The 21,890-nt window shown below is 72.5% G+C and carries 16 protein-coding genes; 7 read left to right on the top strand and 9 right to left on the bottom strand.

The window, feature by feature from the left end:
* Positions 1–3: 3 nt before the first annotated feature.
* From ACZ6ZT_RS29390 to ACZ6ZT_RS29365, 6 genes are all read right to left on the bottom strand, one after another.
* Entirely contained in the window at positions 4–1,821 is a 1,818-nt protein-coding gene (locus tag ACZ6ZT_RS29390; RefSeq protein WP_469723114.1) for a branched-chain amino acid ABC transporter permease, read from the bottom strand.
* 5 nt (positions 1,822–1,826) lie between these two features.
* The gene (locus ACZ6ZT_RS29385) at positions 1,827–2,756 is read right to left on the bottom strand and encodes a branched-chain amino acid ABC transporter permease (protein ID WP_469723112.1); all 930 of its coding nucleotides are present in this window, start codon (positions 2,754–2,756) and stop codon (positions 1,827–1,829) included.
* Positions 2,757–2,880: 124 nt separating this feature from the next.
* Complete coding sequence (locus ACZ6ZT_RS29380) at positions 2,881–4,110, bottom strand: branched-chain amino acid ABC transporter substrate-binding protein (protein WP_469723111.1); 1,230 nt, start codon at positions 4,108–4,110, stop codon at positions 2,881–2,883.
* Positions 4,111–4,409: 299 nt separating this feature from the next.
* A complete protein-coding gene (locus ACZ6ZT_RS29375) occupies positions 4,410–4,733 on the bottom strand; it encodes a hypothetical protein (protein WP_469723110.1) in 324 nt (107 codons plus the stop codon).
* A gap of 452 nt (positions 4,734–5,185) precedes the next feature.
* Complete coding sequence (locus ACZ6ZT_RS29370) at positions 5,186–5,653, bottom strand: PaaI family thioesterase (protein WP_469723108.1); 468 nt, start codon at positions 5,651–5,653, stop codon at positions 5,186–5,188.
* A 64-nt stretch (positions 5,654–5,717) separates the two neighbouring features.
* Complete coding sequence (locus ACZ6ZT_RS29365) at positions 5,718–7,988, bottom strand: FdhF/YdeP family oxidoreductase (RefSeq protein WP_469723106.1); 2,271 nt, start codon at positions 7,986–7,988, stop codon at positions 5,718–5,720.
* A 202-nt stretch (positions 7,989–8,190) separates the two neighbouring features.
* Between ACZ6ZT_RS29365 and polA the strand changes: the two genes are divergently transcribed.
* On the top strand, positions 8,191–10,911 hold the full coding sequence (polA, locus tag ACZ6ZT_RS29360) for a DNA polymerase I (RefSeq protein WP_469723105.1): 2,721 nt from the start codon (positions 8,191–8,193) through the stop codon (positions 10,909–10,911).
* Positions 10,912–10,948: 37 nt separating this feature from the next.
* Here polA and ACZ6ZT_RS29355 read toward each other — a convergent pair whose 3' ends face one another.
* Positions 10,949–11,818, bottom strand: coding sequence for a DUF4184 family protein (locus ACZ6ZT_RS29355; protein ID WP_469723104.1), 870 nt, complete (start codon positions 11,816–11,818; stop codon positions 10,949–10,951).
* Positions 11,819–11,980: 162 nt separating this feature from the next.
* Here ACZ6ZT_RS29355 and ACZ6ZT_RS29350 point away from each other — a divergent pair, with 162 nt between their 5' ends.
* The 3 genes from ACZ6ZT_RS29350 to pgfA all read left to right on the top strand — a co-directional run bounded on the left by ACZ6ZT_RS29350 (position 11,981) and on the right by pgfA (position 14,623).
* Entirely contained in the window at positions 11,981–13,297 is a 1,317-nt protein-coding gene (locus ACZ6ZT_RS29350; RefSeq protein WP_469723103.1) for a lytic transglycosylase domain-containing protein, read from the top strand.
* A 186-nt stretch (positions 13,298–13,483) separates the two neighbouring features.
* Positions 13,484–13,624 (top strand): SPW_0924 family protein, encoded by a 141-nt coding sequence (locus tag ACZ6ZT_RS29345; protein ID WP_469723102.1) that lies wholly within the window; start codon positions 13,484–13,486, stop codon positions 13,622–13,624.
* A 12-nt stretch (positions 13,625–13,636) separates the two neighbouring features.
* Positions 13,637–14,623 carry a cell envelope lipid trafficking protein PgfA gene (pgfA, locus tag ACZ6ZT_RS29340; RefSeq protein ID WP_469723101.1) on the top strand — a complete coding sequence of 329 codons (987 nt, stop codon included), beginning with the start codon at positions 13,637–13,639 and terminating at the stop codon, positions 14,621–14,623.
* On the opposite strand, the gene hrpB is transcribed toward pgfA, so the two are convergent.
* Together hrpB and ACZ6ZT_RS29330 are read right to left on the bottom strand one after the other, a co-directional pair.
* Positions 14,613–17,225, bottom strand: a complete 2,613-nt coding sequence (gene hrpB / locus ACZ6ZT_RS29335; RefSeq protein ID WP_469723231.1) for an ATP-dependent helicase HrpB — start codon at positions 17,223–17,225, stop codon at positions 14,613–14,615. The two genes, pgfA and hrpB, sit on opposite strands and share 11 nt — an antisense overlap.
* A 25-nt stretch (positions 17,226–17,250) precedes the next feature.
* Entirely contained in the window at positions 17,251–18,099 is an 849-nt protein-coding gene (locus tag ACZ6ZT_RS29330; RefSeq protein WP_469723099.1) for a class I SAM-dependent methyltransferase, read from the bottom strand.
* A gap of 368 nt (positions 18,100–18,467) precedes the next feature.
* On the opposite strand from ACZ6ZT_RS29330, the gene rpsA reads away from it, so the two are divergent.
* The 3 genes from rpsA (at position 18,468) to coaE (ending at position 21,839) form a co-directional block, all read left to right on the top strand.
* Positions 18,468–19,991, top strand: coding sequence for a 30S ribosomal protein S1 (rpsA, locus tag ACZ6ZT_RS29325; RefSeq protein WP_469723098.1), 1,524 nt, complete (start codon positions 18,468–18,470; stop codon positions 19,989–19,991).
* Between the two features lie 238 nt (positions 19,992–20,229).
* Positions 20,230–21,168: a PAC2 family protein gene (locus ACZ6ZT_RS29320; RefSeq protein ID WP_469723096.1), complete on the top strand. Its 939-nt coding sequence runs from the start codon at positions 20,230–20,232 to the stop codon at positions 21,166–21,168.
* 68 nt (positions 21,169–21,236) lie between these two features.
* Complete coding sequence (gene coaE / locus ACZ6ZT_RS29315; protein ID WP_469723094.1) at positions 21,237–21,839, top strand: dephospho-CoA kinase; 603 nt, start codon at positions 21,237–21,239, stop codon at positions 21,837–21,839.
* Positions 21,840–21,890: the final 51 nt, after the last annotated feature.

Here is a 21,890-nt window from a genome sequence, read left to right as displayed (position 1 = left end):
GGATCAGGCCCCTGTCTTGCCGAGGACTGTGGGTGCTTCGAGGTCCTTGTGCAGTTCGAGCTGGTTGCGCCGGTTGGGGATGAGGCCTTCGGGGCGCAGGCGCATCAGGACGACGAGTGCGATGCCGAAGGCGAGGAGCTGGATGTCGCCGAAGTCCTGGAGCTTGTTGGGGATGAGGAAGAGGAGGGCGCCGCCGACGAGGGGTCCGGCGATGGTGCCCATGCCGCCGAGGACGACGGCGGCGAGGAGGAACGCCGAGTTCGGGGGGACGGCGTTGGCGAAGACGTACTGGTCCGGGGTGACGGTGTAGTTCACGTGGGCCTGTACGGCGCCGGCGAGGCCGGCGAGGGTGGCGCCGAGGGCGAAGGCGATGAGTTTGACGCGGAAGCCGTTGATGCCCATGGCTTCGGCGGCGGTCTCGTCTTCGCGGATGGCGACCCAGGCGCGGCCGATGCGGGATTCGGCGCTGCGCCGGAAGACCATGACCACGATGAGGGTGACCAGGAGCATCAGGAAGAAGTAGTTGGCGAAGCGGCCGATGGTGAATCCGGCGAGGGTGTGGCTGGCGCCGAAGTCGAAGCCGAAGAGGTCGACGTTGGGGACGCCGGCGATGCCGTTGGGGCCGTTGGTGAGGTCGGGGCCGGAGACGCCGTCGAGGTTGTTCATCGAGATCCGGAAGATCTCTCCGAAGCCGAGGGTGACGATGGCGAGGTAGTCGCCGCGCAGGCGCAGGGTCGGGGCGCCGATGAGGACGCCGAAGACCATGGACGCGCCGGCTCCGAGGAGGATCGCGGCCCAGAAGGGGAAGTGCACTCCGAAGGGGGAGTTGGGGGAGCCGGAGACCAGGGCCGCGGTGTAGGCGCCGACGCCGAGGAAGGCGACGTAGCCGAGGTCGAGGAGGCCGGTGAGGCCGACGACGATGTTCAGGCCGAGGGCGACGGTGGCGAAGATGAGGATGTTGACGCCGAGGGTCGCGTACTGGTCGTCGGTCTGGGTGAGCGGGAAGGCGGCGGCCGCGACGAAGGCGCCGACGAGGGCGACGTTGCGGTGCTTGTTGGTGAGGGCGCTGAAGCGGGCGACGAGGCCGGCTTTGTGGATGGCGCCGAAGAGGAAGCCGGCGGCGATCAGGAACCCGATGAAGAGGTCCTGGTACGAGGTGGTGACGCCGAAGGTGAAGACGCCGAGTGCGACGGCGAGGAGGGCTGCGATCAGCAGGATCTCGGCGTAGGCCGGGAGTTCGCGGGCGGGCTTGGGGGTGCCTGAGGCGTGGGCGGCCTTGGTGACGGCCCAGCTGTTGCCGATGTTGTGCTTGGTCTGCTCCCACCAGCTGTCTTCGGGGTCCGCGAGTTCGAGTGCGGGGCGTTCGAAGGGGAGGGAGCGGGCGCCGAGGTAGGCGGCGGCGGCGGTGACGAGGGCGATGAAGCCGCCGGGTTCGAGGTTGACGAGGCCGCCGAGGGTGTCGCTGATGGCCCAGGCCGTGTAGAGGACGGTGAGCAGGGTGCCGAGGGCGGTGAGTTTGATCGCGGCGTCGGCTCCGGCGGGGGTGAGCCAGCGCAGGCCCTTGATGCCGTAGGAGGAGAGGCCGAAGAGGGTGGTGAGGGCGCCGCCGACGAGGACGAGCCACTGGAGGCCGCCGGGGTATCCGTAGACGGTGAGGTCGCCGGGGAAGGCGGAGGTCCAGGTCCAGGCGAGGAAGCAGGAGAGGACGGTGAGGGCGCCGCCGGCGGTGGCGAGGGCGCGGGCCGTCTTCTCGGGGAGGGAGACTCCCGCGCGGCCGGCGGGGACCGTCTGCTCGGTGGTGTCGGTGGTGGTTGTCGTCATGGTTCTCACGCCCTGTCGGCCACGCGCTCGCCCAGCAGACCCTGGGGTCGGAAGAGCAGCACGAGGATGAGGAGTACGAACGCCCAGGTGTTGCCCCAGGACTGGCCGCCGAGCTGGCTCATGCCGGGGACGTCGGCGATGTAGGCGGTGGTGAGGGTTTCGGCGAGGCCGAGGACCAGGCCGCCGATCATGGCGCCGTAGATGTTTCCGATGCCGCCGAGGACGGCGGCGGTGAAGGCCTTGAGGCCGAGGATGAAGCCCATGCGGTAGTTGACTTCGCCGTATTTGAGGCCGTAGGCGACGGCTCCGATGGCGGCGAACGCGGCGCCGAGGGCGAAGGCGACCGTGATGATGCGGTCGGTGTTGATGCCCATGAGCTTGGCGGTGTCGGGGTCCTGGGCGGTGGCCTGCATGCCGCGGCCGGTGCGGGTCTTCTTGACGAAGAAGCCGAGGATGGCCATGGAGATGGGGGCGGCGATCAGCAGGAAGACGTCACCGGTCTGGATGGTGATGCTGCCGATGTGGAAGGGGCCGCCGGGGATTTCGGGGAAGACCCTGGAGGACTTCGCGTCGGGGTACCAGGCCCATACCGCCTGCTGGAGGACGATGGAGAGGCCGATGGCGGTGATGAGCGGTGCGAGCCGGGGAGCGCTGCGCAGGGGGCGGTAGGCGAAGCGTTCGGCTCCGACGGCTATGAGGGTGGCGATGATGATCGCACCGATGATCATGAGGGGCAGGGCGAGCCACATGGTGGTGCCGCCGGGGAGCATCAGCCAGACCGTGAGGGCTCCGAACCCGCCTGTCATGAAGATCTCGCCGTGGGCGAAGTTGATGAGCTGGACAATGCCATAGACCATCGTGTAGCCGATGGCGACGAGCCCGTACATGGATCCCAGTAGCAGGCCGTTGACCAGCTGTTGCGGCAGTTCGTGCACCGCAGGTCCTCCGAGTCTTTCGACGGATGTGACACCGCGCGGGGCGCAAGGTGCGCGCCCCGCGCGGCGGGTGAGGGGTGAGGCGGGCCGGTGGCTAGGGGCTAGCGGTTCGGCCGGGGGGAGGTCAGCCGCCGTAGGTGCCGGACTCGACGGACTTCCACTCGCCGCCGTCGACCTTGTAGACGGTGAGCTGCTTGTTGGTGGCGTCGCCGAACTCGTCGAAGGAGACCTTGCCGGTCACGCCGTCGAAGGAGACGCCCTGGACGGCTTCGAGGACCTTGGTGCGGGCGTCGGAGGGGAGCTTGCCGTCGTTGGCGTCGACGACCTTCTTGACCGCTTCGATGACCGCCCAGGCGGAGTCGTAGGAGTAGCCGCCGTAGGCCGCGAAGGGGTCCTTGTAGCCGGCCTTGGTGTAGTTGGCGACGAAGTCCTTGGCGGAGGGGAGGCTTTCGACGGGGGCGCCGACGGAGGTGGCGAGGTCGCCGCCGGCGGCGTCGCCCGCGAGCTCGACGAACTTCTTGTCGTAGATGCCGTCACCGCCGACGAGCGGGATGTTGGCGCCGGAAGCCTTGATCTGCTTGCTGAGCGGGCCGGCCGCGGGGTACTCGCCGCCGTAGTAGACGACGTCGGCGCCCGAGCTCTTGACCTGGGTCACGATCGCGGAGAAGTCCTTGGAGTCCGGGTCGATGTGACCCTCGCCGGCGACGGCGCCGCCGAGCTTGGTGAACTCGCCCTTGAAGGTTCCGGCGAGGCCGGCGCCGTAGGTCTTCTTGTCATCGATGATGAAGACCTTCTTCTTGCCCGCCTTGTTGAAGAGGTACTGCGCCGCGAACGGGCCCTGGATGGCGTCCGTGGTGGCGGTGCGGAAGTAGCTCTTGTAGGTGCGGACCTTCTGGCCCTCGGCCCACTTGGGGCCCTGGGTCAGGGACGGGCTGGTGTTGGCCGGGGAGATCTGGGCCAGCTTGGCGTCGTCGAAGACCTTCTGCATGGACTCGGAGACCGAGGAGTTCAGCGGGCCGACGACGCCGAGGACGTCCTTGTCGGCGGTGAGCTTGGTGGCGTTCTGCTGGCCGGAGGAGGCCTGGGCCTGGTCGTCGAGCGCCTGGATCTTGAAGGTGACGCCCTTGACGTACTTCTTCTCGTTGGCCTGCTTGGCGGCGAGGTCCGCGGAGTTCTTGATGCCGAGGCCGAGGGCGGAGAGGTCGCCGGTCAGCGGGGCGTCGACGCCGATGACGACCGTGGTGTTGCCACCGTCGCCGGCGGAGCCGCCGCTGTCGCGAGAGCCGCAGGCGGTCAGAGTGAGGGCGCCCGCGGCGAGGGCGGCGGTCACGGCGATGAGCTGACGATGACGCACGATCAGTCCTTTCCTGGCGCCGCGTCCCCCCTGGGACGCGCCGAGTCGAACGCGGGAACCGAACTGAAGGGAATCCGGCGGTCGCGGTAACTGGCCGTGACTCTAAGCGGCTCATCGGGGGATATGGAGGGCTCAGGCCAATGATGTGACTCTCTTGTTATGCCACGGCGTAATACATAGCGGATCTCTGCGGGTGGAACGGGGGAATTCAGGCCGGTTCGTCTTGTCCGCATGCTGAGACCGGTGAGGACCATGGAGCGCTTTGAGTCCTGTCGCGCCAGGACTCTGGGGCCCGTTGGTCATGACGGGGGTGCGGTCGCTCCGTCTCGGGTATCGGGACAGGCCCTGGTCAGGGCGACGGAAAGGTCCCTGGCATATCGGTCACCGGGGATGTAACTGTGATCCTCTTTCTGGAATCCATTACTCAGGGTTACTTCGAGGAATGGCATTCCGGAATTCCGTGCTACATGCACGCAATCCTTGGCCTGAATCGTCAGGATCAGCTCGCGGACTTCCCCCGCCGCCACCGTGACCGGCAGGACCGGCTGGATCGCCACGCTCAGCGCGCTCGACGGCTGGCCGATCCGCTCCAGCGTCACGGCCGGGCCGGAGTCGGTCCGCACACGCACAGTGAACGCGAAGGCGCTCCCGGCGGGAGGCGGGTCGAGGGGGTCCCCGTAGGCGAGGGACAGCGTCTGGGAGGGCGGCGCCGGTGCGACGGGCGCCGGCGCCTCGGGCCGGGTGGCGTACCAGCGGGCGGCGCCCGCGGCCAGGACGGCGGCCGCCCCCAGGGCCAGCAGGGCCCGCCGGTGCCGGGCGGCGCCCGCGCGGACCGTCTCGGCCAGCCGGTTCGCGGGCGCACGGGGACCCGTGCGCGGGGCCTCGCGGCCGGTCGTGCCCTCCCCGGGCTCCACGGGCCCGATGCCCCCGCTCACCGCCCCGGCCCGCCCGCCGGGAACGCCGCGGGGGTGGTCACGCGCGCGGCGGTGGCGCGCCGCGGCGCCGGTCCCGATCCCATGGGGGGAACGCTAGACCGGCACCGGGAGCCGCACAACTGCTCGTATCGGCGGGCTTGTTACGACTCCGTGTCGCGCAGCAGGCAGGTGAGGCGGGCGGTGCAGACGCGGCGGTCCTGCTCGTCGGAGATGACGATCTCGTAGGTGGCGGTGGAGCGGCCCCGGTGGACGGGGGTGGCGACGCCGGTGACCAGGCCGGAGCGGGCGCCGCGGTGGTGGGTGCAGTTCAGGTCGACGCCGACGGCGATCTTGTTGATGCCGCCGTGCATCATCGCGCCGATGGAGCCGAGGGTCTCGGCCAGGACGGCGGAGGCGCCGCCGTGCAGGAGTCCGTAGGGCTGGGTGTTGCCCTTGACCGGCATGGTGGCGACGACCCGCTCGGCGGAGGCCTCCAGGACGCGGATCTCCATGCGGGTGCCGAGGTCGCCGGCGGAGAAGAGGGCGGGCAGGTCTATGCCCAGGGCCGCGTACTCGTCGAGGACCTCCTGCGGGAACTTCACGGCGTGCTCGGCGTGCTGCTCGGCCATGGGGTCTGCTCCGTTCGTCAACGCTCGTTAACCGATGTGTGTCGGGGCCGTTCTATCAGGTCCGTCAGGCCCGCTCGAAGCGCACGACGACGGACTTGCTGGCGGGGGTGTTGCTGGTGTCGGCGGTGGAGTCGAGGGGGACCAGCACGTTGGTCTCGGGGTAGTAGGCGGCGGCGCAGCCCCGGGCGGTCGGGTAGTGGACGACGCGGAAGCCGGGCGCCCGGCGCTCGACGCCGTCGGTCCACTCGCTGACGAGGTCGGTGTAGGAGCCGTCGGCCAGGCCCAGCTCGGCGGCGTCGTCGGGGTGGACCATGACGACGCGGCGGCCGCCGGTGATGCCGCGGTAGCGGTCGTCGAGGCCGTAGATGGTGGTGTTGTACTGGTCGTGGCTGCGCAGGGTCTGCAGGAGCAGGCGGCCGGCGGGCACGCGCGGGTACTCGACGGGGGCGGCGGTGAAGTTGGCCTTGCCGGTCCTGGTGGGGAAGCGGCGTTCGTCGCGGGGGGCGTGCGGGAGCCGGAAGCCGCCGGGGTGGGCGACGCGGGCGTTGAAGTCCTCGAAGCCGGGGATCACGCGGGCGATGCGGTCGCGGATGGCGGCGTAGTCGGCTTCGAACTCCTCCCACGGGGTGGCGGAGGCGCCGCCGAGGACGGCGCGGGCCATGCGGGCGACGATGGCGGGCTCGGACAGCAGGTGGGGGGAGGCGGGGGCGAGGTTGCCGCGGGAGGCGTGGACCATGCCCATGGAGTCCTCGACGGTCACGAACTGCTTGCCGGAGGCCTGGACGTCCTTGTCGGTGCGGCCGAGGGTGGGCAGGATCAGGGCGCGCCGGCCGGTGACGGCGTGGGAGCGGTTGAGCTTGGTGGAGACGTGCACGGTCAGGGAGGCGCGGCGCATCGCGGCCTCGGTGACGTCGGTGTCGGGGGTGGCGCCGACGAAGTTGCCGCCCATGGCGAAGAAGACCTTGGCCTCGCCGTCGCGCAGGGCCTGGATGGCGCGGACGACGTCGAAGCCGTGGGCGCGCGGCGAGGTGATGGCGAATTCGCGGTCGAGGGCGTCGAGGAAGGCGGGCGCGGGACGTTCGAAGATCCCCATGGTGCGGTCGCCCTGGACGTTCGAGTGGCCGCGGACGGGGCAGACGCCGGCGCCGGGGCGGCCGATGTCGCCGCGCAGCAGGAGGAGGTTGACGACCTCGCGGATGGTGGCGACGGCGTGCTTGTGCTGGGTCAGGCCCATGGCCCAGCAGACGATGGTGCGCTTCGAGGCCAGGATCATGGCCAGGGCGGCTTCGATGTCGGGGCGGGTGAGGCCGGTGGCGGTGAGGGTCTCGTCCCAGTCGGCTTCCCGGGCGGCGGCCGCGAACTCCTCGTAGCCGTGGGTGTGCTCGCGGATGAAGGCCTCGTCGGTGGCCCCGTCGGCCTCGATGACGAGCTTGTTGAGGAGGCGGAAGAGGGCCTGGTCGCCGCCGATGCGGATCTGGAGGAAGAGGTCGGTCAGGGCGGTGCCCTTGAACATGCCGAGGGGGGTCTGGGGGTTCTTGAAGCGTTCGGTGCCGGCCTCGGGCAGCGGGTTCACCGAGATGATCTTCGCGCCGGCCTGCTTGGCCTTCTCCAGGGCGGAGAGCATGCGCGGGTGGTTGGTGCCCGGGTTCTGCCCGGCGACGATGATCAGTTCGGCCTGGTGGAGGTCTTCGAGGGAGACGCTGCCCTTGCCGATGCCGATCGTCTCGTTCAGCGCGGAGCCCGAGGACTCGTGGCACATGTTGGAGCAGTCGGGCAGGTTGTTGGTGCCGAACTCGCGGGCGAAGAGCTGGAAGAGGAACGCGGCCTCGTTGCTGGTGCGGCCCGAGGTGTAGAAGACGGCCTCGTCGGGGGAGGACAGGGCGCGCAGCTCCTGCGCGATCACCGAGAAGGCCTCCTTCCAGCTGATCGGCTCGTAGTGGTCGCCGCCCTCGGGGAGGTAGACGGGCTCGGTGATGCGGCCCTGCTGGCCGAGCCAGTAGCCGGAGCGGGTGGCGAGGTCGGCGAGGGAGTGCTCGGCGAAGAACGCCGGGGTGACCCGGCGCAGGGTGGCCTCCTCGGCGACGGCCTTGGCGCCGTTCTCGCAGAACTCGGCGGTGTGCCGCTTGTCGCCTTCGGGCCAGGCGCAGCCGGGGCAGTCGAAGCCGTCCTTCTGGTTGACCTTGAGGAGGGTGCGGGCGGTGCGGACGAGGCCCATCTGCTCCTGGGCGATCTTCAGCGTGTGCCCGATCGCGGGCAGGCCGGCCGCCGCGTGCTGAGGGGGCGCGACCTGCGGCGCGTCCTGTACGGGATCACCTGCGGGCGGCTTGGTGGCCATGTCGCTCCCCTTCGAGCATCCTGAGCTGCTTCGTTGCTGCTTAGTCGCTGCTTCGTCGCGCGCGCGGCCGGTGCGGGCCGCGGCCGCGCGCCGTCTGCCGCGTTGCGTGCGCGCCGTATGCGCGTGCGCGTCCGAATCCTGTCACGCTGCGCCGACATCGCCGACGGCGGATTTGTCGGTGGGGGCGCCTAGGATCGGGGACGTGGCAGAGACAGCATCGAAGAAGACCGACCAGCCGACCGCAGCGGACCGCCCCCGCCTGATGCTCATGGACGGGCACTCCCTGGCGTACCGGGCGTTCTTCGCGCTGCCCGCGGAGAACTTCACGACCGCGACCGGCCAGCCGACGAACGCCATCTACGGCTTCGCGTCGATGCTGGCGAACACGCTGCGCGACGAGGCGCCCACGCATTTCGCGGTGGCGTTCGACGTCTCGCGCAAGACGTGGCGCTCGACGGAGTTCCCCGAGTACAAGGCGAACCGCTCCAAGACCCCCGACGAGTTCAAGGGACAGGTCGAGCTGATCGGCGAGCTCCTGGACGCGATGAACGTGCCGCGGTTCGCGATCGACGGCTTCGAGGCCGACGACGTGATCGCCACGCTGGCGACGCGGGCCGAGGCCGCCGGCTTCGACGTGCTGATCGTCACCGGTGACCGGGACTCCTTCCAGCTGGTCTCCGAGCACACCACCGTGCTGTACCCGACCAAGGGCGTCTCCGAGCTGACCCGGTTCACCCCGGAGAAGGTCGAGGAGAAGTACGGGCTCACCCCGCAGCAGTACCCGGACTTCGCGGCGCTGCGTGGCGACCCGTCCGACAACCTGCCCGGCATCCCGGGCGTCGGCGAGAAGACCGCCGCGAAGTGGATCACCCAGTTCGGGTCGTTCGCTGAGCTGGTGGAGCGCGCCGAGGAGGTCAAGGGCAAGGCCGGGCAGAACTTCCGCGACCACCTGGAGGCCGTGAAGCTCAACCGGGTCCTGACCGAGATGGTCAAGGACGTCGAGCTGCCCAAGGCCCCCGCCGACCTGGAGCGCGCCCCCTACGACCGCTCCGCGGTGACCGGCGTGCTGGACGTCCTGGAGATCCGCAACGCCTCGCTGCGCGAGCGCCTGCTGGCCGTGGACCCGGGCACCGCCGAGGAGCCCGCCCCGGCCCCGGCGGCCGGGGTGGAGCTGGACGGGTCCGTGCTGGGCGCCGGTGAGCTGGGCCCCTGGCTCCAGGCCCACGCGGGCGGCCCGCTGGGCGTCTCCACCGTCGACAGCTGGGGCCTGGGCCAGGGCAACGTCTCCGAGGTCGCGCTCGCCGCGGCCGGCGGGGCCGCCGCCTGGTTCGACCCCTCCGTGCTGGACGAGGCCGACGAGAAGGCCTTCGCCGCCTGGGCCGCCGACCCGGCCCGCCCCAAGGTCGTGCACAACGCCAAGGGCCTGATGCGGGTCTTCCCCGAGCACGGCTGGACCCTGGCCGGGGTCACCATGGACACCGCGCTGGCCGCCTACCTGGTCAAGCCGGGCCGCCGCTCCTTCGCGCTGGACGCCCTGTCCAACGAGTACCTGCACCGGGAGCTCGCGCCCCCGGCAGCCGACGGCCAGCTCGCCTTCGGGGCCGACGAGAGCGCCGAGGCCGACGCCCTGATGGCGCAGGCCCGCGCCGTCCTCGACCTGGGCGAGGCCTTCACCGCCAAGCTCGACGAGGTGGGCGCCACCGAGCTGCTCCACGACATGGAGCTGCCCACCTCCGAGCTGCTGGCCCGGCTGGAGCGGGCGGGCATCGCCGCCGACCGCGAGCACCTGGAGGGCATGGAGCAGCAGTTCGCCGCAGCCGTGCAGCAGGCGGTGAAGGAGGCGCACGCGACGGTGGGCCACGAGTTCAACCTCGGCTCGCCCAAGCAGCTCCAGGAGGTGTTCTTCGGCGAGCTGGACCTGCCGAAGACGAAGAAGACCAAGACCGGTTACACCACGGACGCCGACGCCCTGGCCTGGCTGGCGACGCAGACCGACCACGAACTCCCGGTGATCATGCTGCGGCACCGGGAGCAGGCCAAGCTGCGCGTCACCGTCGAGGGCCTGGTCAAGTCCATCGCCGCCGACGGCCGGGTGCACACCAGCTTCAGCCAGACCGTCGCCGCGACCGGCCGGCTCTCGTCCACCGACCCCAACCTGCAGAACGTGCCGGTGCGCACCGACGAGGGCCGCGCCATCCGCCGCGGCTTCGTCGTCGGCGAGGGCTACGAGACCCTCATGACCGCCGACTACAGCCAGATCGAGCTGCGCGTCATGGCCCACCTCTCCGAGGACGAGGGCCTCATCGAGGCGTTCCTCTCCGGCGAGGACCTGCACACCACCGTCGCCTCCCAGGTGTTCGGGGTGGAGCGCTCCCGGGTCGACGCCGAGATGCGCCGCAAGATCAAGGCCATGTCGTACGGGCTCGCGTACGGGCTGTCCGCCTTCGGGCTCGCCCAGCAGCTGAACATCGAGCCCGCCGAGGCGCGCGGCCTGATGGACACCTTCTTCGAGCGGTTCGGCGGGGTCCGCGACTACCTCCAGCGCGTGGTCGACGAGGCCCGCGCCACCGGGTACACGGCCACCGTGTTCGGGCGCCGCCGCTACCTGCCCGACCTCAACAGCGACAACCGCCAGCGCCGCGAGGCCGCCGAGCGGATGGCGCTCAACGCCCCCATCCAGGGCACCGCCGCCGACATCGTCAAGGTCGCCATGCTCCGGGTGGACAAGGCCCTGACCGAGGCCGGACTGACCTCGCGGATGCTGCTCCAGGTCCATGACGAGATCGTGCTGGAGATCGCCCCCGGCGAGCGCGGGAAGGTCGAGGAGCTGCTGCGCCGCGAGATGGCCGCCGCCGTCGAACTGCGGGCTCCGCTCGACGTGTCGGTGGGCGTGGGCGCGGACTGGGAGTCCGCCGCGCACTGACGGACGGCCGTACGCCGGCCCGGACGCCCGTTCCCGCCTACGCGGCGGGGACGGGCGTCCGCGCGTCCCGGGCCGTGGCGCCGGGGCCGGCGGGGTCCCGGGGGCGCCGGTGCAGGAGGCGGACGAGGGCCCCGTACAGCAGCAGGCCGACGGCGAGGCCGCCGCCCGCGCCGAAGCAGACGGTCGGGACGATGTCGAGCGGGGTGCGGATCCGGTCGAAGAAGGTGAAGTAGCGCACCACCCGCAGGGTGATCCCCGCCGCCACGCACACCGTGAGCAGCGCGGCCGCCCCCCACAGCCCGCGACGGCCGAGCGCCGGCACCGCCGCGGGCGGCCCGGGCGGGACCGGCAGCCGGCGCCAGGCCGTCACCGTGAACCAGAACAGGGCGCAGCCGGCCAGCGCCGACGTTCCGTACTGGACGAAGGTGTAGAGGGGCAGCCCGAAGGCGAAGGGCTCCCCGAGCCGGGGGAGTGCGTCCGTCCCCCAGCGGTGCGGGTGCGTGAAGCTGTCCCACAGCACGTGCGTGAGCGAGCCCGCCACCGCCGACAGGTAGCACCACAGGGCGAGCGCGGCCGGCCGGCGCTCCCGCCAGGACTCACCGCGTACGAGGGCGTACGCCCGGCCCCGCCAGGCCCGCGGCAGCAGCGCGACGAGCGGCTCGCGCAGCAGGAGCCAGTACGCGCAGAGGGCGGCGGTGAGGGCGGCGTCCACGGTGACCACGCCGAGGGCCGAATGCGCGAAGCCGCCGTAGCGGAAGAGGCCTTCGACGACCGCGTCCGCGAAGTAGAAGGTGTCCGGCGCGAAGGATCCGAGGACGAGGGCGGAGGCGATCAGCGGCCCCCGGGCGCGACCGGTCCGGCGGACGGCCGGAAGCACGGCCGCCGCGTGGCTGAGGGTGAACGGCATGGCGCTTCTCCTGGATCTCGGGCGTCGGGAGGCGTCGGGACAGTATGCGCGAGCCGCGCGGGGACGTGGGGATCCGGTGAAAGCCGGACTTCGGTGCGTGCCCTGTGAAGGGAGTTGACGTAGGGTCACGCGCACGCCCAGGCCCTAGGGGAGGGACCCAACATGTCGGCACGAATAGCCGGACGCGGACTGCGCAGGGGCGCGGCCGCCGCTCTGGTATCGGCACTGGTCGCCGCGGCGATGACGGCCTCGCAGGGCCCGGCCGCCGGTGTCGGCGGGCGGATGTCCGCGGCCGGGGACGGTGCGGGGACGGTGGCGGCGGGGCCCGCCGCGGGCTCCGGCGGCGACTCCTCGTACTTCACCGAACTCCCGCCGCTGGTCAGCCCGCTGCCCCCGGCGGCGCTGCTGCCGGAGGACGGGCAGCCGGCCGCGCGGCCGACGCCCGGACCGGCCCCGGACGCGGCGGGCCCGGCCGTCCCCGTGACGGTGCCGGTGGTGTTCGAGGGTGCCCAGGGGATACCGGCGAGCGTGCTCGCGGCGTACCGGGGCGCCGAGCGCAAGGTGGCGGAGAGCGACCCCGGGTGCGGGCTGCGCTGGCAACTCCTCGCGGCGATCGGCAAGGTGGAGTCCGGACAGGCGAACGGCGGCCGGGTCGACGCCGCCGGAACGACCCTGCGGCCCATCCTGGGGCCCGTGCTCGACGGCAACGGCTTCGCGGACATCTCCGACACGGACGGCGGGGCCTATGACGGCGACGCCCGCCACGACCGGGCCGTCGGGCCGATGCAGTTCATCCCCTCCACCTGGGCCGGCTGGGGCCAGGACGCGAACGGCGACGGGCGCCGCGACCCGAACAACGTCCACGACGCGGCGCTGGCGGCGGCCCGCTACCTGTGCGCGGGCAACCGCGACCTGCGGGTGGGGGCGGACCTGGACCGGGCGGTGCTGTCGTACAACCAGTCCGCGGAGTACCTGCGGACGGTGCGGTCCTGGTTCGCGTACTACCTCCAGGGCGCGCACGAGGTCCCGGACACGGCCGGTACGGGCGGCGGCGGTTGGGGTTCCGGCGCGGGCACGGCCCGGCCGACGCCCCCGAAGCCGAGCCCGACGCCCCCGCCCACGCCGACCCCGAAGCCGACACCGGCCCCGAAGCCGACACCGACTCCTACGCCGACCCCGACGCCGAAGCCGGACCCGACGCCGAAGCCGGACCCGACGCCGAAGCCGGACCCGAAGCCGAAGCCGACGCCGACTCCGACTCCGACCCCCACGCCGACTCCGACCCCCACGCCGACTCCGACGCCCACGCCGACTCCGACGCCGACCCCGACCCCCTCCGCGTCCGCTTCCCCATCGGCGAAGCCCACCGCGTCCGCCTCCCCTTCGGCGAAGCCCACCGCGTCCGCCTCCCCTTCGGCGAAGCCCTCCTCGCCCAAGGCGAGCCCCACCCCCGCCGCCCCGGCCCCGCGGGCCCCGTAACCCCGAAGGCCCGCGCAGCACCCCGCACGCCGTCCCCGGTTCCCGCCGGAGGCCACCGGCCCGTTCCGCCCGCCACCGCGGGCGGGGCGGGCCTTCTCGTGACGCGGGCCCAGACGGTTCTCATCTCGCCCCCGCGTTGCTACGGTACGCCTCCCTGACGCCCCATCAGATACCGGAGGCCCCGGCATGCGCGCACTCGTCGCCGCCGCCCTCGGGCTGGCCGCCGCCCTGGCCCTCGTCCTCGCCGTCACGGCGTTCGACGCGCCGGAGGGCACGACCTCCCCCAAGCCCCTGCTCACCACCGCGCCCGCCGCGCCCGGACAGTAGAGGAGGCCGGCCGTGCGACGCAGAGCGAGCCTGGTCCTGCTGGCACTCGCCGTGTTCTGCGCGGCCCTCGCACCCCTGCTGCGCTGGTACGCGTACCCGAGGCTGGCCAAGATCCCGCCGAACCAGTACCAGGAGATGGTGATGGAGGCGAAGGACGCGACCCTGCTCGACTACGCCGGCGGCATGCGGCCGAAGAAGGTCGACAAGGTCACCATCGTCCAGACGCTCAAGGGCAACGTCGAGGCGTCCAGGGAGATCGAGGCCGACGCCGGCAAGGACGTCGTCGTCTGGGACACGCTGTCCTACATCATCGGGCCCGACGGCAAGATGGTCTCCCGCATCCCCGAGCGCTACATCTTCGACGCGCACACCCAGGACCCCGTGCACGCCACCGGCGAGATGGTCGACGGGGACCCGGTCAAGCGCGAGGGCATCGAGTTCAAGTGGCCGTTCTTCACCGAGCCGCGCGACTACCTCTACTTCGACGCGCAGACCCGCACCTCCTCGCCGATCCACTACGTCGGACCGCGCACCTACCGGGGCTTGGACGTCTACTACTTCGAGCAGACCGTCCCCTGGACCAAGGTGGCGATGCCGAAGAAGATGCCGATCGAGGGCATCGACCCGGCGACGATCGAGCAGACCACCGGTACCACGCTCTGGTACACGGTGACGGCCCGCTTCTGGGTGGACCCGGTCACCGGGGCGCCCGTCAACGCCGAGCAGGACATCCAGCAGGAGATGCGCGGCGGCATCGCGGCCGGCGCGCCCGACGGGAAGCTCACCGCCTTCGCCGGGCACGTCACGATGCGGCCCGACTACGCGAAGTACACCCTGGATCTGGTGTCGGCCAATCGTACGAAGGTCCTCGCACTGCACACCTATGCCCCGGCCGGCCTCACGCTGGCCGGAATGGCGCTGCTCGCGGCCGCCCTCTGGCTGGAGGCCCGCGGCCGCCGCGGGGAAACCGGCCCCGGCGCGGGCGGCCTCAGCGCCTGAGGCGGGCGTTGGTGTGCCGCGTCGGCTCGGCGGTCGCCGGATCCTCGGGCCACGGGTGCCGGGGGTAGCGGCCGCGCAGCTCGGCGCGGACGGCGCGGTAGCCCTCCCGCCAGAAGGAGGCCAGATCGGCGGTGACGGCGGCGGGCCGCCCGGCCGGGGACAGCAGGTGCACCAGCACCGGCACCCCGGCCACGCGCGGGGTCTCGGCCAGCCCGAACAGTTCCTGGAGCTTCACGGCGAGCACGGGCTGCTCGCCGGTGTAGTCGACGCGGACCCGGGACCCGCTGGGCACCTCGATCCGCTCGGGGGCCAGCTCGCCGAGCCGGGCCGCCTCGCCGGTGGCCCACGGCAGGAGCCGGTTCAGGGCCTGCCCGGCGTCGATGCGGGCCAGGTCGGCGCGGCGGCGGGCCCGCGACAGCTCGGGCTCCAGCCAGTCCCCGGCCCGCTCCAGCAGGGCCGCGTCGTCCGCCACGTCGGGCCAGGCGCCGCCCCGTACCCGGTGCAGGAATCCCAGCCGGGCCCGCAGCGCCCGCGCGTCGGCACTCCAGCGCAGCAGGCCGAGGCCCTCGGCGCGCAGGCCGTCGAGGAGGGCGGCCCGGACGAGCGCGGGGTCGGGGGACCTCAGGGGGCGGACGGCCAGCGGGACCGCCCCCAGCCGCTCGGCGGCGCGGGCGACGAGGTCGCCGTCCTCCCAGCAGACCTCCTCGGCCTCGGTCAGCAGGTGCGCGGCGGTGGCCCGGGCGGTGTCCTCGTCGATGACGGCGGCCAGCCGCACCCGGGCGCTGGCGGCGTGCGGCCCCCGGTCGGCGACCGCCACCGCCAGCCAGGGCGCGCTCCGCAGCGGCGACCCGTCCCCGACCTCGGCCGCCGTGCCGCCGGCCATGAGGAAGACCCCCTCCCCCTTGGCCCGCGCCACCCGCTCGGGAAACGCGAGCGCCGCGACGAGCCCGGCGGCCGCGCCGGTGCCCGTTCCATCGCCGTGTGAGGCTTGTGAGGCGTGTGAGGCCTCTGGGGCGCGGGGGTCCGGGGCCGCGCCCCGGGACGGGGTCCGGGGCGCGGCGGCCGAGCGCCCGGCAGGGTCACCCGCGGCGCGCTCCAGCCGCCTGGCCTCCGCCCGCCAGCGGGCGGCGTACGCGTCGCCGCCCGCCAGGGCCCGGCGCCAGGCCCCGGCCAGGTCGTCCCCGTACTCGCGCGGCGGCTCCTCGCTCAGCAGCGCGACGATCTCGGCGGCCCGGCGGGTCCCCAGCGCGGCGGAGCCGTCCAGCAGGGCGCGGGCCAGCCGCGGGTGCAGCCCCAGCCGGGCCATCCGCTGCCCGCGCGGGGTCGGCCGCCCGCCGGCGTCCACCGCGCCGACGGCCGTCAGGACCTCCCGCGCGGCGGCCATCGCCCCGGCGGGCGGCGGGTCCGGCAGGGCCAGCCCGGAGGCGTCCGGGTCGCCCCAGCAGGCGGCCTGGAGCGCGAACTGCGCCAGGTCCGCGATCCGGATCTCGGGGGAGGGGAAGGAGGGCAGCCGGGCGTCCTCCGCCTCGGCCCAGCAGCGGTACACCGTCCCCGGCGCCTCCCGCCCGGCCCGGCCCGCCCGCTGGCGGCCGGCCGCGCGGGAGGCCCGTACGGTCGCCAGCGCCCCCAGGCCCCGGGCGTGGTCCACCCGGGGTTCGCGCGCGAGCCCCGAGTCCACGACGACCCGTACGCCGGGCACGGTCAGGCTCGACTCCGCGACCGCCGTCGCCAGGATCACCCGGCGGTGCGGCGCGGGCGTGAGCACCGCGTCCTGGACGGCGGCGGGCGCCCGGCCGTGCACCTGGAGCACCTCCGCGTCGACGGCCCCCAGCTGCCCGGCCACCCGGGCGATCTCGCCGACGCCGGGCAGGAAGCACAGCACGTCGCCGGAACGTTCCGCCAGCGCCCGCCGGACCACCGAGGCCACGTGCGCCAGCTGCGCCGGGTCCACCCGCATGCCGTGCGGCGGCCGCACCGGCCGGACCGGCGGCGCCCACACCGTCTCCACCGGATAGGAGACCGAGGCCGCCTCCACCACGGGCGCCGCCGCCTGCCCGGCGCCGTCCCCGTCGCCCAGCAGCCGCGCCCAGGCCGCCGCGTCCGTCGTCGCCGAGGCCGCCACCAGCCGCAGCTCCGGGCGCAGGGTCGCGCGTACGTCGAGGAGGAAGGCGGCGGCGGTGTCCGCGTCCAGGTGCCGCTCGTGGCACTCGTCCAGCACCACCACGTCCACGCCGGTCAGCTCCTGGTCCCGCTGGAGCCGCTGGAGCAGCACCCCGGTGGTGACCACCTCGACCACCGTCCCGGGGCCCACGACCCGCTCGCCGCGCACGGTGAAGCCGACCGACTCCCCGGCCCGCTCGCCCAGCAGCCACGCCATGCGGCGCGCGGCGGCCCGCGCCGCGATCCGCCGGGGCTCCGCGACCACCACCCGGCGGCGCGGCCCGCCCCCCGCCAGCCCCGCCAGCACCAGTGGCACCAGCGTGGTCTTGCCGGTGCCGGGCGGCGCGCACAGCACGGCCGCGCCCCGCTCCTCCAGGGCGGCGACGAGCGCGGGCACGGCCTCCCGTACGGGCAGGGCGTCCAGCTCGGCGGTATGGATCACGGGGGAGGGCACGGAGCGGGTCACCTCAGTCGCGCTCGCAGACGAAGATCGCGGTACCGGGGATCAGGTTGCCGCGCAGCGGGGACCAGCCGCCCCACTCCTGGTCGTTCCACTCGGGCCACTCCGGCTCGACCAGGTCCACCAGGCGGAAGCCGCCCGCCACCACGTCCCGGACCCGGTCGCCGAGGGTGCGGTGGTGCTCGACGTACACGGCGTCGCCCGCCTCGTCCTGCTCGACGTACGGGGTCCGGTCGAAGTAGGACGCGGCGACGGAGAGCCCCTCCGGCCCCGGCTCGTCGGGGAAGGCCCAGCGGATCGGGTGGGTGACGGAGAAGACCCAGCGGCCGCCGGGGCGCAGCACGCGGCGCACCTCGCGCATCACGTTCACCGGGTCGGCGACGAAGGGGACGGCCCCGTAGGCGGAGCAGGCCAGGTCGAAGGAGGCGTCGCGGAACGGCAGCCGGCCGGCGTCGGCCTCGACGAGCGGTACGTCATCGCCGATGCGCAGGGCGTGCTGGAGCTGGCGGTGGGAGAGGTCCAGGGCCACCGGGCGGGCGCCCCGCGCGGCGAGCCAGCGCGAGCACTGGGCGGCTCCGGCGCCGATCTCCAGGACGTCCTTGCCCTTGAGGGAGGCGGCCGGTCCCAGCAGGGCCGCCTGCTCCTCGTCGAGGCCCTCGGGGCCCCAGACGAAGCGGTCGTCGCCGAGGAAGGCGCCGTGCTCGCTCTGGTAGTCGTCGGCGTTGCGGTCCCACCAGCCGCGGCTGGCCCTGCTGCTCTCCGCCTCGCCGGCGTCACGCCGGGTGGCCTCGGCGTCGTCCCCGGCGGCGGCTTCCGCCTCGTACGCGTCTTCGGGGTCGTAGTCCTCTTGGTTCATGGGGCCCGTCGTCGTAGTCTGCGGATGGGTTCCTGACGTGCGTCCCGGTGTACTTCTCGAACTGCTCATCGGGGCGTCCACGCACACGAATTGTGCCGGTTATGCGGTGATGTGCCCGCGCTGTGGGCCTTCGCGCATTGACCCTGTCCGGCTGCCCCCGTATGCTACAAGTTGCGCTGCGAGCCTGTGCTCCTCAGACCTAGCAGGCTGCGCTTGCTTCTGTTGATGTCCCCTCGGTTTTCGAGGCCCTACCGCTGCTTCTGTGGATGCGGGGCTTCCTTGGCTGTCCGGCTTCGGCAGTTGCCGATAAGGGCTCCCGGCGTAGCAGTACCTACGACTTTCTGTCCGTAACCGGAGCCCTTTCCCACATGACGAGCAGCACCGAGACCACCGCCACCACCCCTCCGCAGGTAGCGGTCAACGACATCGGCGACGCGGACGCGTTCCTCGCGGCGATCGACGAGACGATCAAGTACTTCAACGACGGCGACATCGTCGACGGCGTCATCGTCAAGGTGGACCGGGACGAGGTTCTCCTCGACATCGGTTACAAGACGGAAGGCGTGATCCCGAGCCGCGAGCTCTCGATCAAGCACGACGTCGACCCGAACGAGGTCGTCAAGGTCGGCGACGAGATCGAGGCCCTGGTTCTCCAGAAGGAGGACAAGGAAGGCCGCCTGATCCTGTCCAAGAAGCGCGCTCAGTACGAGCGTGCCTGGGGCACGATCGAGAAGATCAAGGAAGAAGACGGCATCGTCACCGGTACCGTCATCGAGGTCGTCAAGGGTGGTCTCATCCTCGACATCGGCCTCCGCGGCTTCCTGCCGGCCTCCCTCGTCGAGATGCGTCGCGTCCGCGACCTCCAGCCCTACGTGGGCAAGGAGCTCGAGGCGAAGATCATCGAGCTGGACAAGAACCGCAACAACGTGGTCCTGTCCCGCCGTGCCTGGCTCGAGCAGACCCAGTCCGAGGTTCGCCAGACGTTCCTCACCACCCTGCAGAAGGGTCAGGTCCGCTCCGGCGTCGTCTCCTCGATCGTCAACTTCGGTGCCTTCGTGGACCTGGGCGGCGTCGACGGTCTCGTGCACGTCTCCGAGCTGTCCTGGAAGCACATCGACCACCCGTCCGAGGTCGTCGAGGTCGGTCAGGAAGTCACCGTCGAGGTTCTCGACGTGGACATGGACCGCGAGCGCGTCTCCCTGTCGCTGAAGGCGACGCAGGAAGACCCGTGGCAGCAGTTCGCCCGGACCCACCAGATCGGCCAGGTCGTCCCGGGTAAGGTCACCAAGCTGGTTCCGTTCGGTGCGTTCGTCCGCGTGGACGAGGGCATCGAGGGTCTGGTCCACATCTCCGAGCTGGCCGAGCGCCACGTGGAGATCCCGGAGCAGGTCGTCCAGGTCAACGACGAGATCTTCGTCAAGGTCATCGACATCGACCTGGAGCGTCGCCGGATCTCGCTGTCCCTGAAGCAGGCCAACGAGTCCTTCGGTGCCGACCCGGCGTCGGTCGAGTTCGACCCGACCCTGTACGGCATGGCCGCGTCCTACGACGACCAGGGCAACTACATCTACCCCGAGGGCTTCGACCCCGAGACCAACGACTGGCTCGAGGGCTACGAGACCCAGCGCGAGACGTGGGAGCGCCAGTACGCCGAGGCGCAGGTCCGCTTCGAGCAGCACCAGGCGCAGGTCATCAAGAGCCGCGAGGCCGACGAGGCCGCCGCTGCCGAGGGCGCTGCCGCCCCGGCCGCCGGTGGTGGCAACACCGGTGGCGGCGCCAGCCTCTCCGGTGGTTCGTACTCCTCCGAGGGTGCGGACGAGACCTCCGGCGCCCTGGCGTCGGACGAGGCACTGGCCGCGCTCCGCGAGAAGCTGGCCGGCGGCCAGAGCTGATCGCAGCCACAGCGCATCCCGGTGCGGCACGTCCGCGCTGATGTGAGGTGAACGACGAGGCCCGTCCCCTTCGGGGGGCGGGCCTCGTCGCGTTGGCCCGGGCGGGCTCGTGCGGGGGGCGGCCCGTCGCGGGGGGCCGCGTACGCGTCACTTCCGGCGCATCGCGCCAACTGGGGAATGGCGTCGCCTCCTTGGGCGTTGTCGCCACAGAACACGGCGCGAGGGAGGAGTGGTGACGGTGCTTGATCCACAGGGTCTGTACGAGTGGGACGCCAAGGGGCTGGCGGTGGCCGACCTGGCCCTTGCCCAGGACTCGGCCGGGCTGGTCATGCTCTACCACTTCGAGGGGTACATCGACGCGGGTGAGACCGGCGAGCAGATCGTCGAGCGGCTCCTGGACACGCTGCCGCACCAGGTGGTCGCCCGGTTCGACGCGGACCGGCTGGTGGACTACCGCGCCCGGCGACCGCTGCTGACGTTCAAGCGCGACCACTGGACGGAGTTCGAGGAGCCCGCCCTGGAGGTGCGCCTGGTGCAGGACGCCACCGGCGCGCCGTTCCTGCTGCTCTCCGGCCCGGAGCCGGACGTGGAGTGGGAGCGCTTCGCCGTCGCCGTCCGGCAGATCGTCGAGCGGCTCGGCGTACGGCTCTCGGTCAACTTCCACGGCATCCCGATGGGCGTCCCGCACACCCGCCCCGTCGGCATCACCCCGCACGGCAACCGCACCGACCTGATGCCCGGCCACCGCAGCCCCTTCGACGAGGCCCAGGTCCCCGGCAGCGCCGAGTCGCTCGTGGAGTTCCGCCTCGGCCAGGCCGGGCACGACGTGCTGGGCGTCGCCGCGCACGTACCGCACTACATCGCCCGCTCCGCGTACCCGGACGCCGCGCTCACCGCGCTGGAGGCGATCACCGCCGCGACCGGGCTGGTCCTGCCGGCCGTCGCGCACGCCCTGCGCACCGAGGCGCACCGGACGCAGACCGAGATCGACCGCCAGATCCGGGAGGGCGACGAGGAGCTCGTCAGCCTGGTCCAGGGGCTGGAGCACCAGTACGACGCCGCCGCCGGGTCCGAAACCCGGGGGAACATGATCGCCGAGCCCGCCGAGATCCCGTCGGCGGACGAGATCGGCCGCGAGTTCGAGCGGTTCCTGGCGGAGCGCGAGGGCGAGGGGTAGGCAGGAGTACGGGGGCGGGTGCGGGGGGCCCTGGATCCCGCCGGGTGGCGGGGCCTAGGGTGCTCAGCATGTTGAAAGTGGGCCTGACAGGCGGAATCGGTGCCGGCAAGAGCGAGGTCTCGCGGCTGCTGGCGGGGTACGGGGCGGTCGTCGTGGACGCCGACCGCATCGCGCGGGAGGTCGTCGAGCCCGGGACCCCGGGTCTGGCGGCCGTGGTGGAGGCCTTCGGGGACTCCGTGCTGACCGCCGACGGGGCCCTGGACCGGCCGAAGCTGGGGGCGATCGTGTTCGCCGACCCGGAGCGGCTCCAGGCCCTGAACGCCATCGTGCACCCGCTGGTCGGGGCCCGGTCCGCCGAGCTGGAGGGGGCCGCGGGGCCCGACGCGATCGTGGTGCACGACGTACCGCTGCTCACGGAGAACGGGCTCGCGCCGCTGTACGACCTCGTCGTGGTGGTGGACGCGTCACCCGGCACGCAGCTGGCCCGGCTGACCGCGCTGCGCGGCATGACCGAGGACGAGGCGCGGGCGCGGATGGCGGCCCAGGCCACCCGCGAGCAGCGGCTCGCGGTGGCCACGCTGGTCATCGACAACGACGGGCCGCTGGAGGCGCTGGAGCCGCAGGTGCGCGCGGTGTGGAAGGAACTCACGGCGCGGGCGGCGGCGCGCTAGGGCCTGTGTGAGGTTGCGATCAGTCGGCGGCTTTGAGGAGGTCGTCGATCC

Source organism: Streptomyces sp. NPDC102258, assembly GCF_055584685.1.
Note: the sequence above shows the minus strand (reverse complement) of the source record. Positions and strands in the feature narration are given on the sequence as shown.

Bases quoted from the DNA above. Each gene is read 5' to 3' on its own strand.
- ACZ6ZT_RS29350 (WP_469723103.1), top strand. From the start codon at position 11,981: ATGTCGGCACGAATAGCCGGACGCGGACTGCGCAGGGGCGCGGCCGCC.
- rpsA (WP_469723098.1), top strand. From the start codon at position 18,468: ATGACGAGCAGCACCGAGACCACCGCCACCACCCCTCCGCAGGTAGCG.
- ACZ6ZT_RS29330 (WP_469723099.1), bottom strand. From the start codon at position 18,099: ATGAACCAAGAGGACTACGACCCCGAAGACGCGTACGAGGCGGAAGCC.
- ACZ6ZT_RS29370 (WP_469723108.1), bottom strand. From the start codon at position 5,653: ATGGCCGAGCAGCACGCCGAGCACGCCGTGAAGTTCCCGCAGGAGGTC.
- ACZ6ZT_RS29355 (WP_469723104.1), bottom strand. From the start codon at position 11,818: ATGCCGTTCACCCTCAGCCACGCGGCGGCCGTGCTTCCGGCCGTCCGC.
- ACZ6ZT_RS29345 (WP_469723102.1), top strand. From the start codon at position 13,484: ATGCGCGCACTCGTCGCCGCCGCCCTCGGGCTGGCCGCCGCCCTGGCC.
- coaE (WP_469723094.1), top strand. From the start codon at position 21,237: ATGTTGAAAGTGGGCCTGACAGGCGGAATCGGTGCCGGCAAGAGCGAG.
- ACZ6ZT_RS29365 (WP_469723106.1), bottom strand. From the start codon at position 7,988: ATGGCCACCAAGCCGCCCGCAGGTGATCCCGTACAGGACGCGCCGCAG.
- ACZ6ZT_RS29390 (WP_469723114.1), bottom strand. From the start codon at position 1,821: ATGACGACAACCACCACCGACACCACCGAGCAGACGGTCCCCGCCGGC.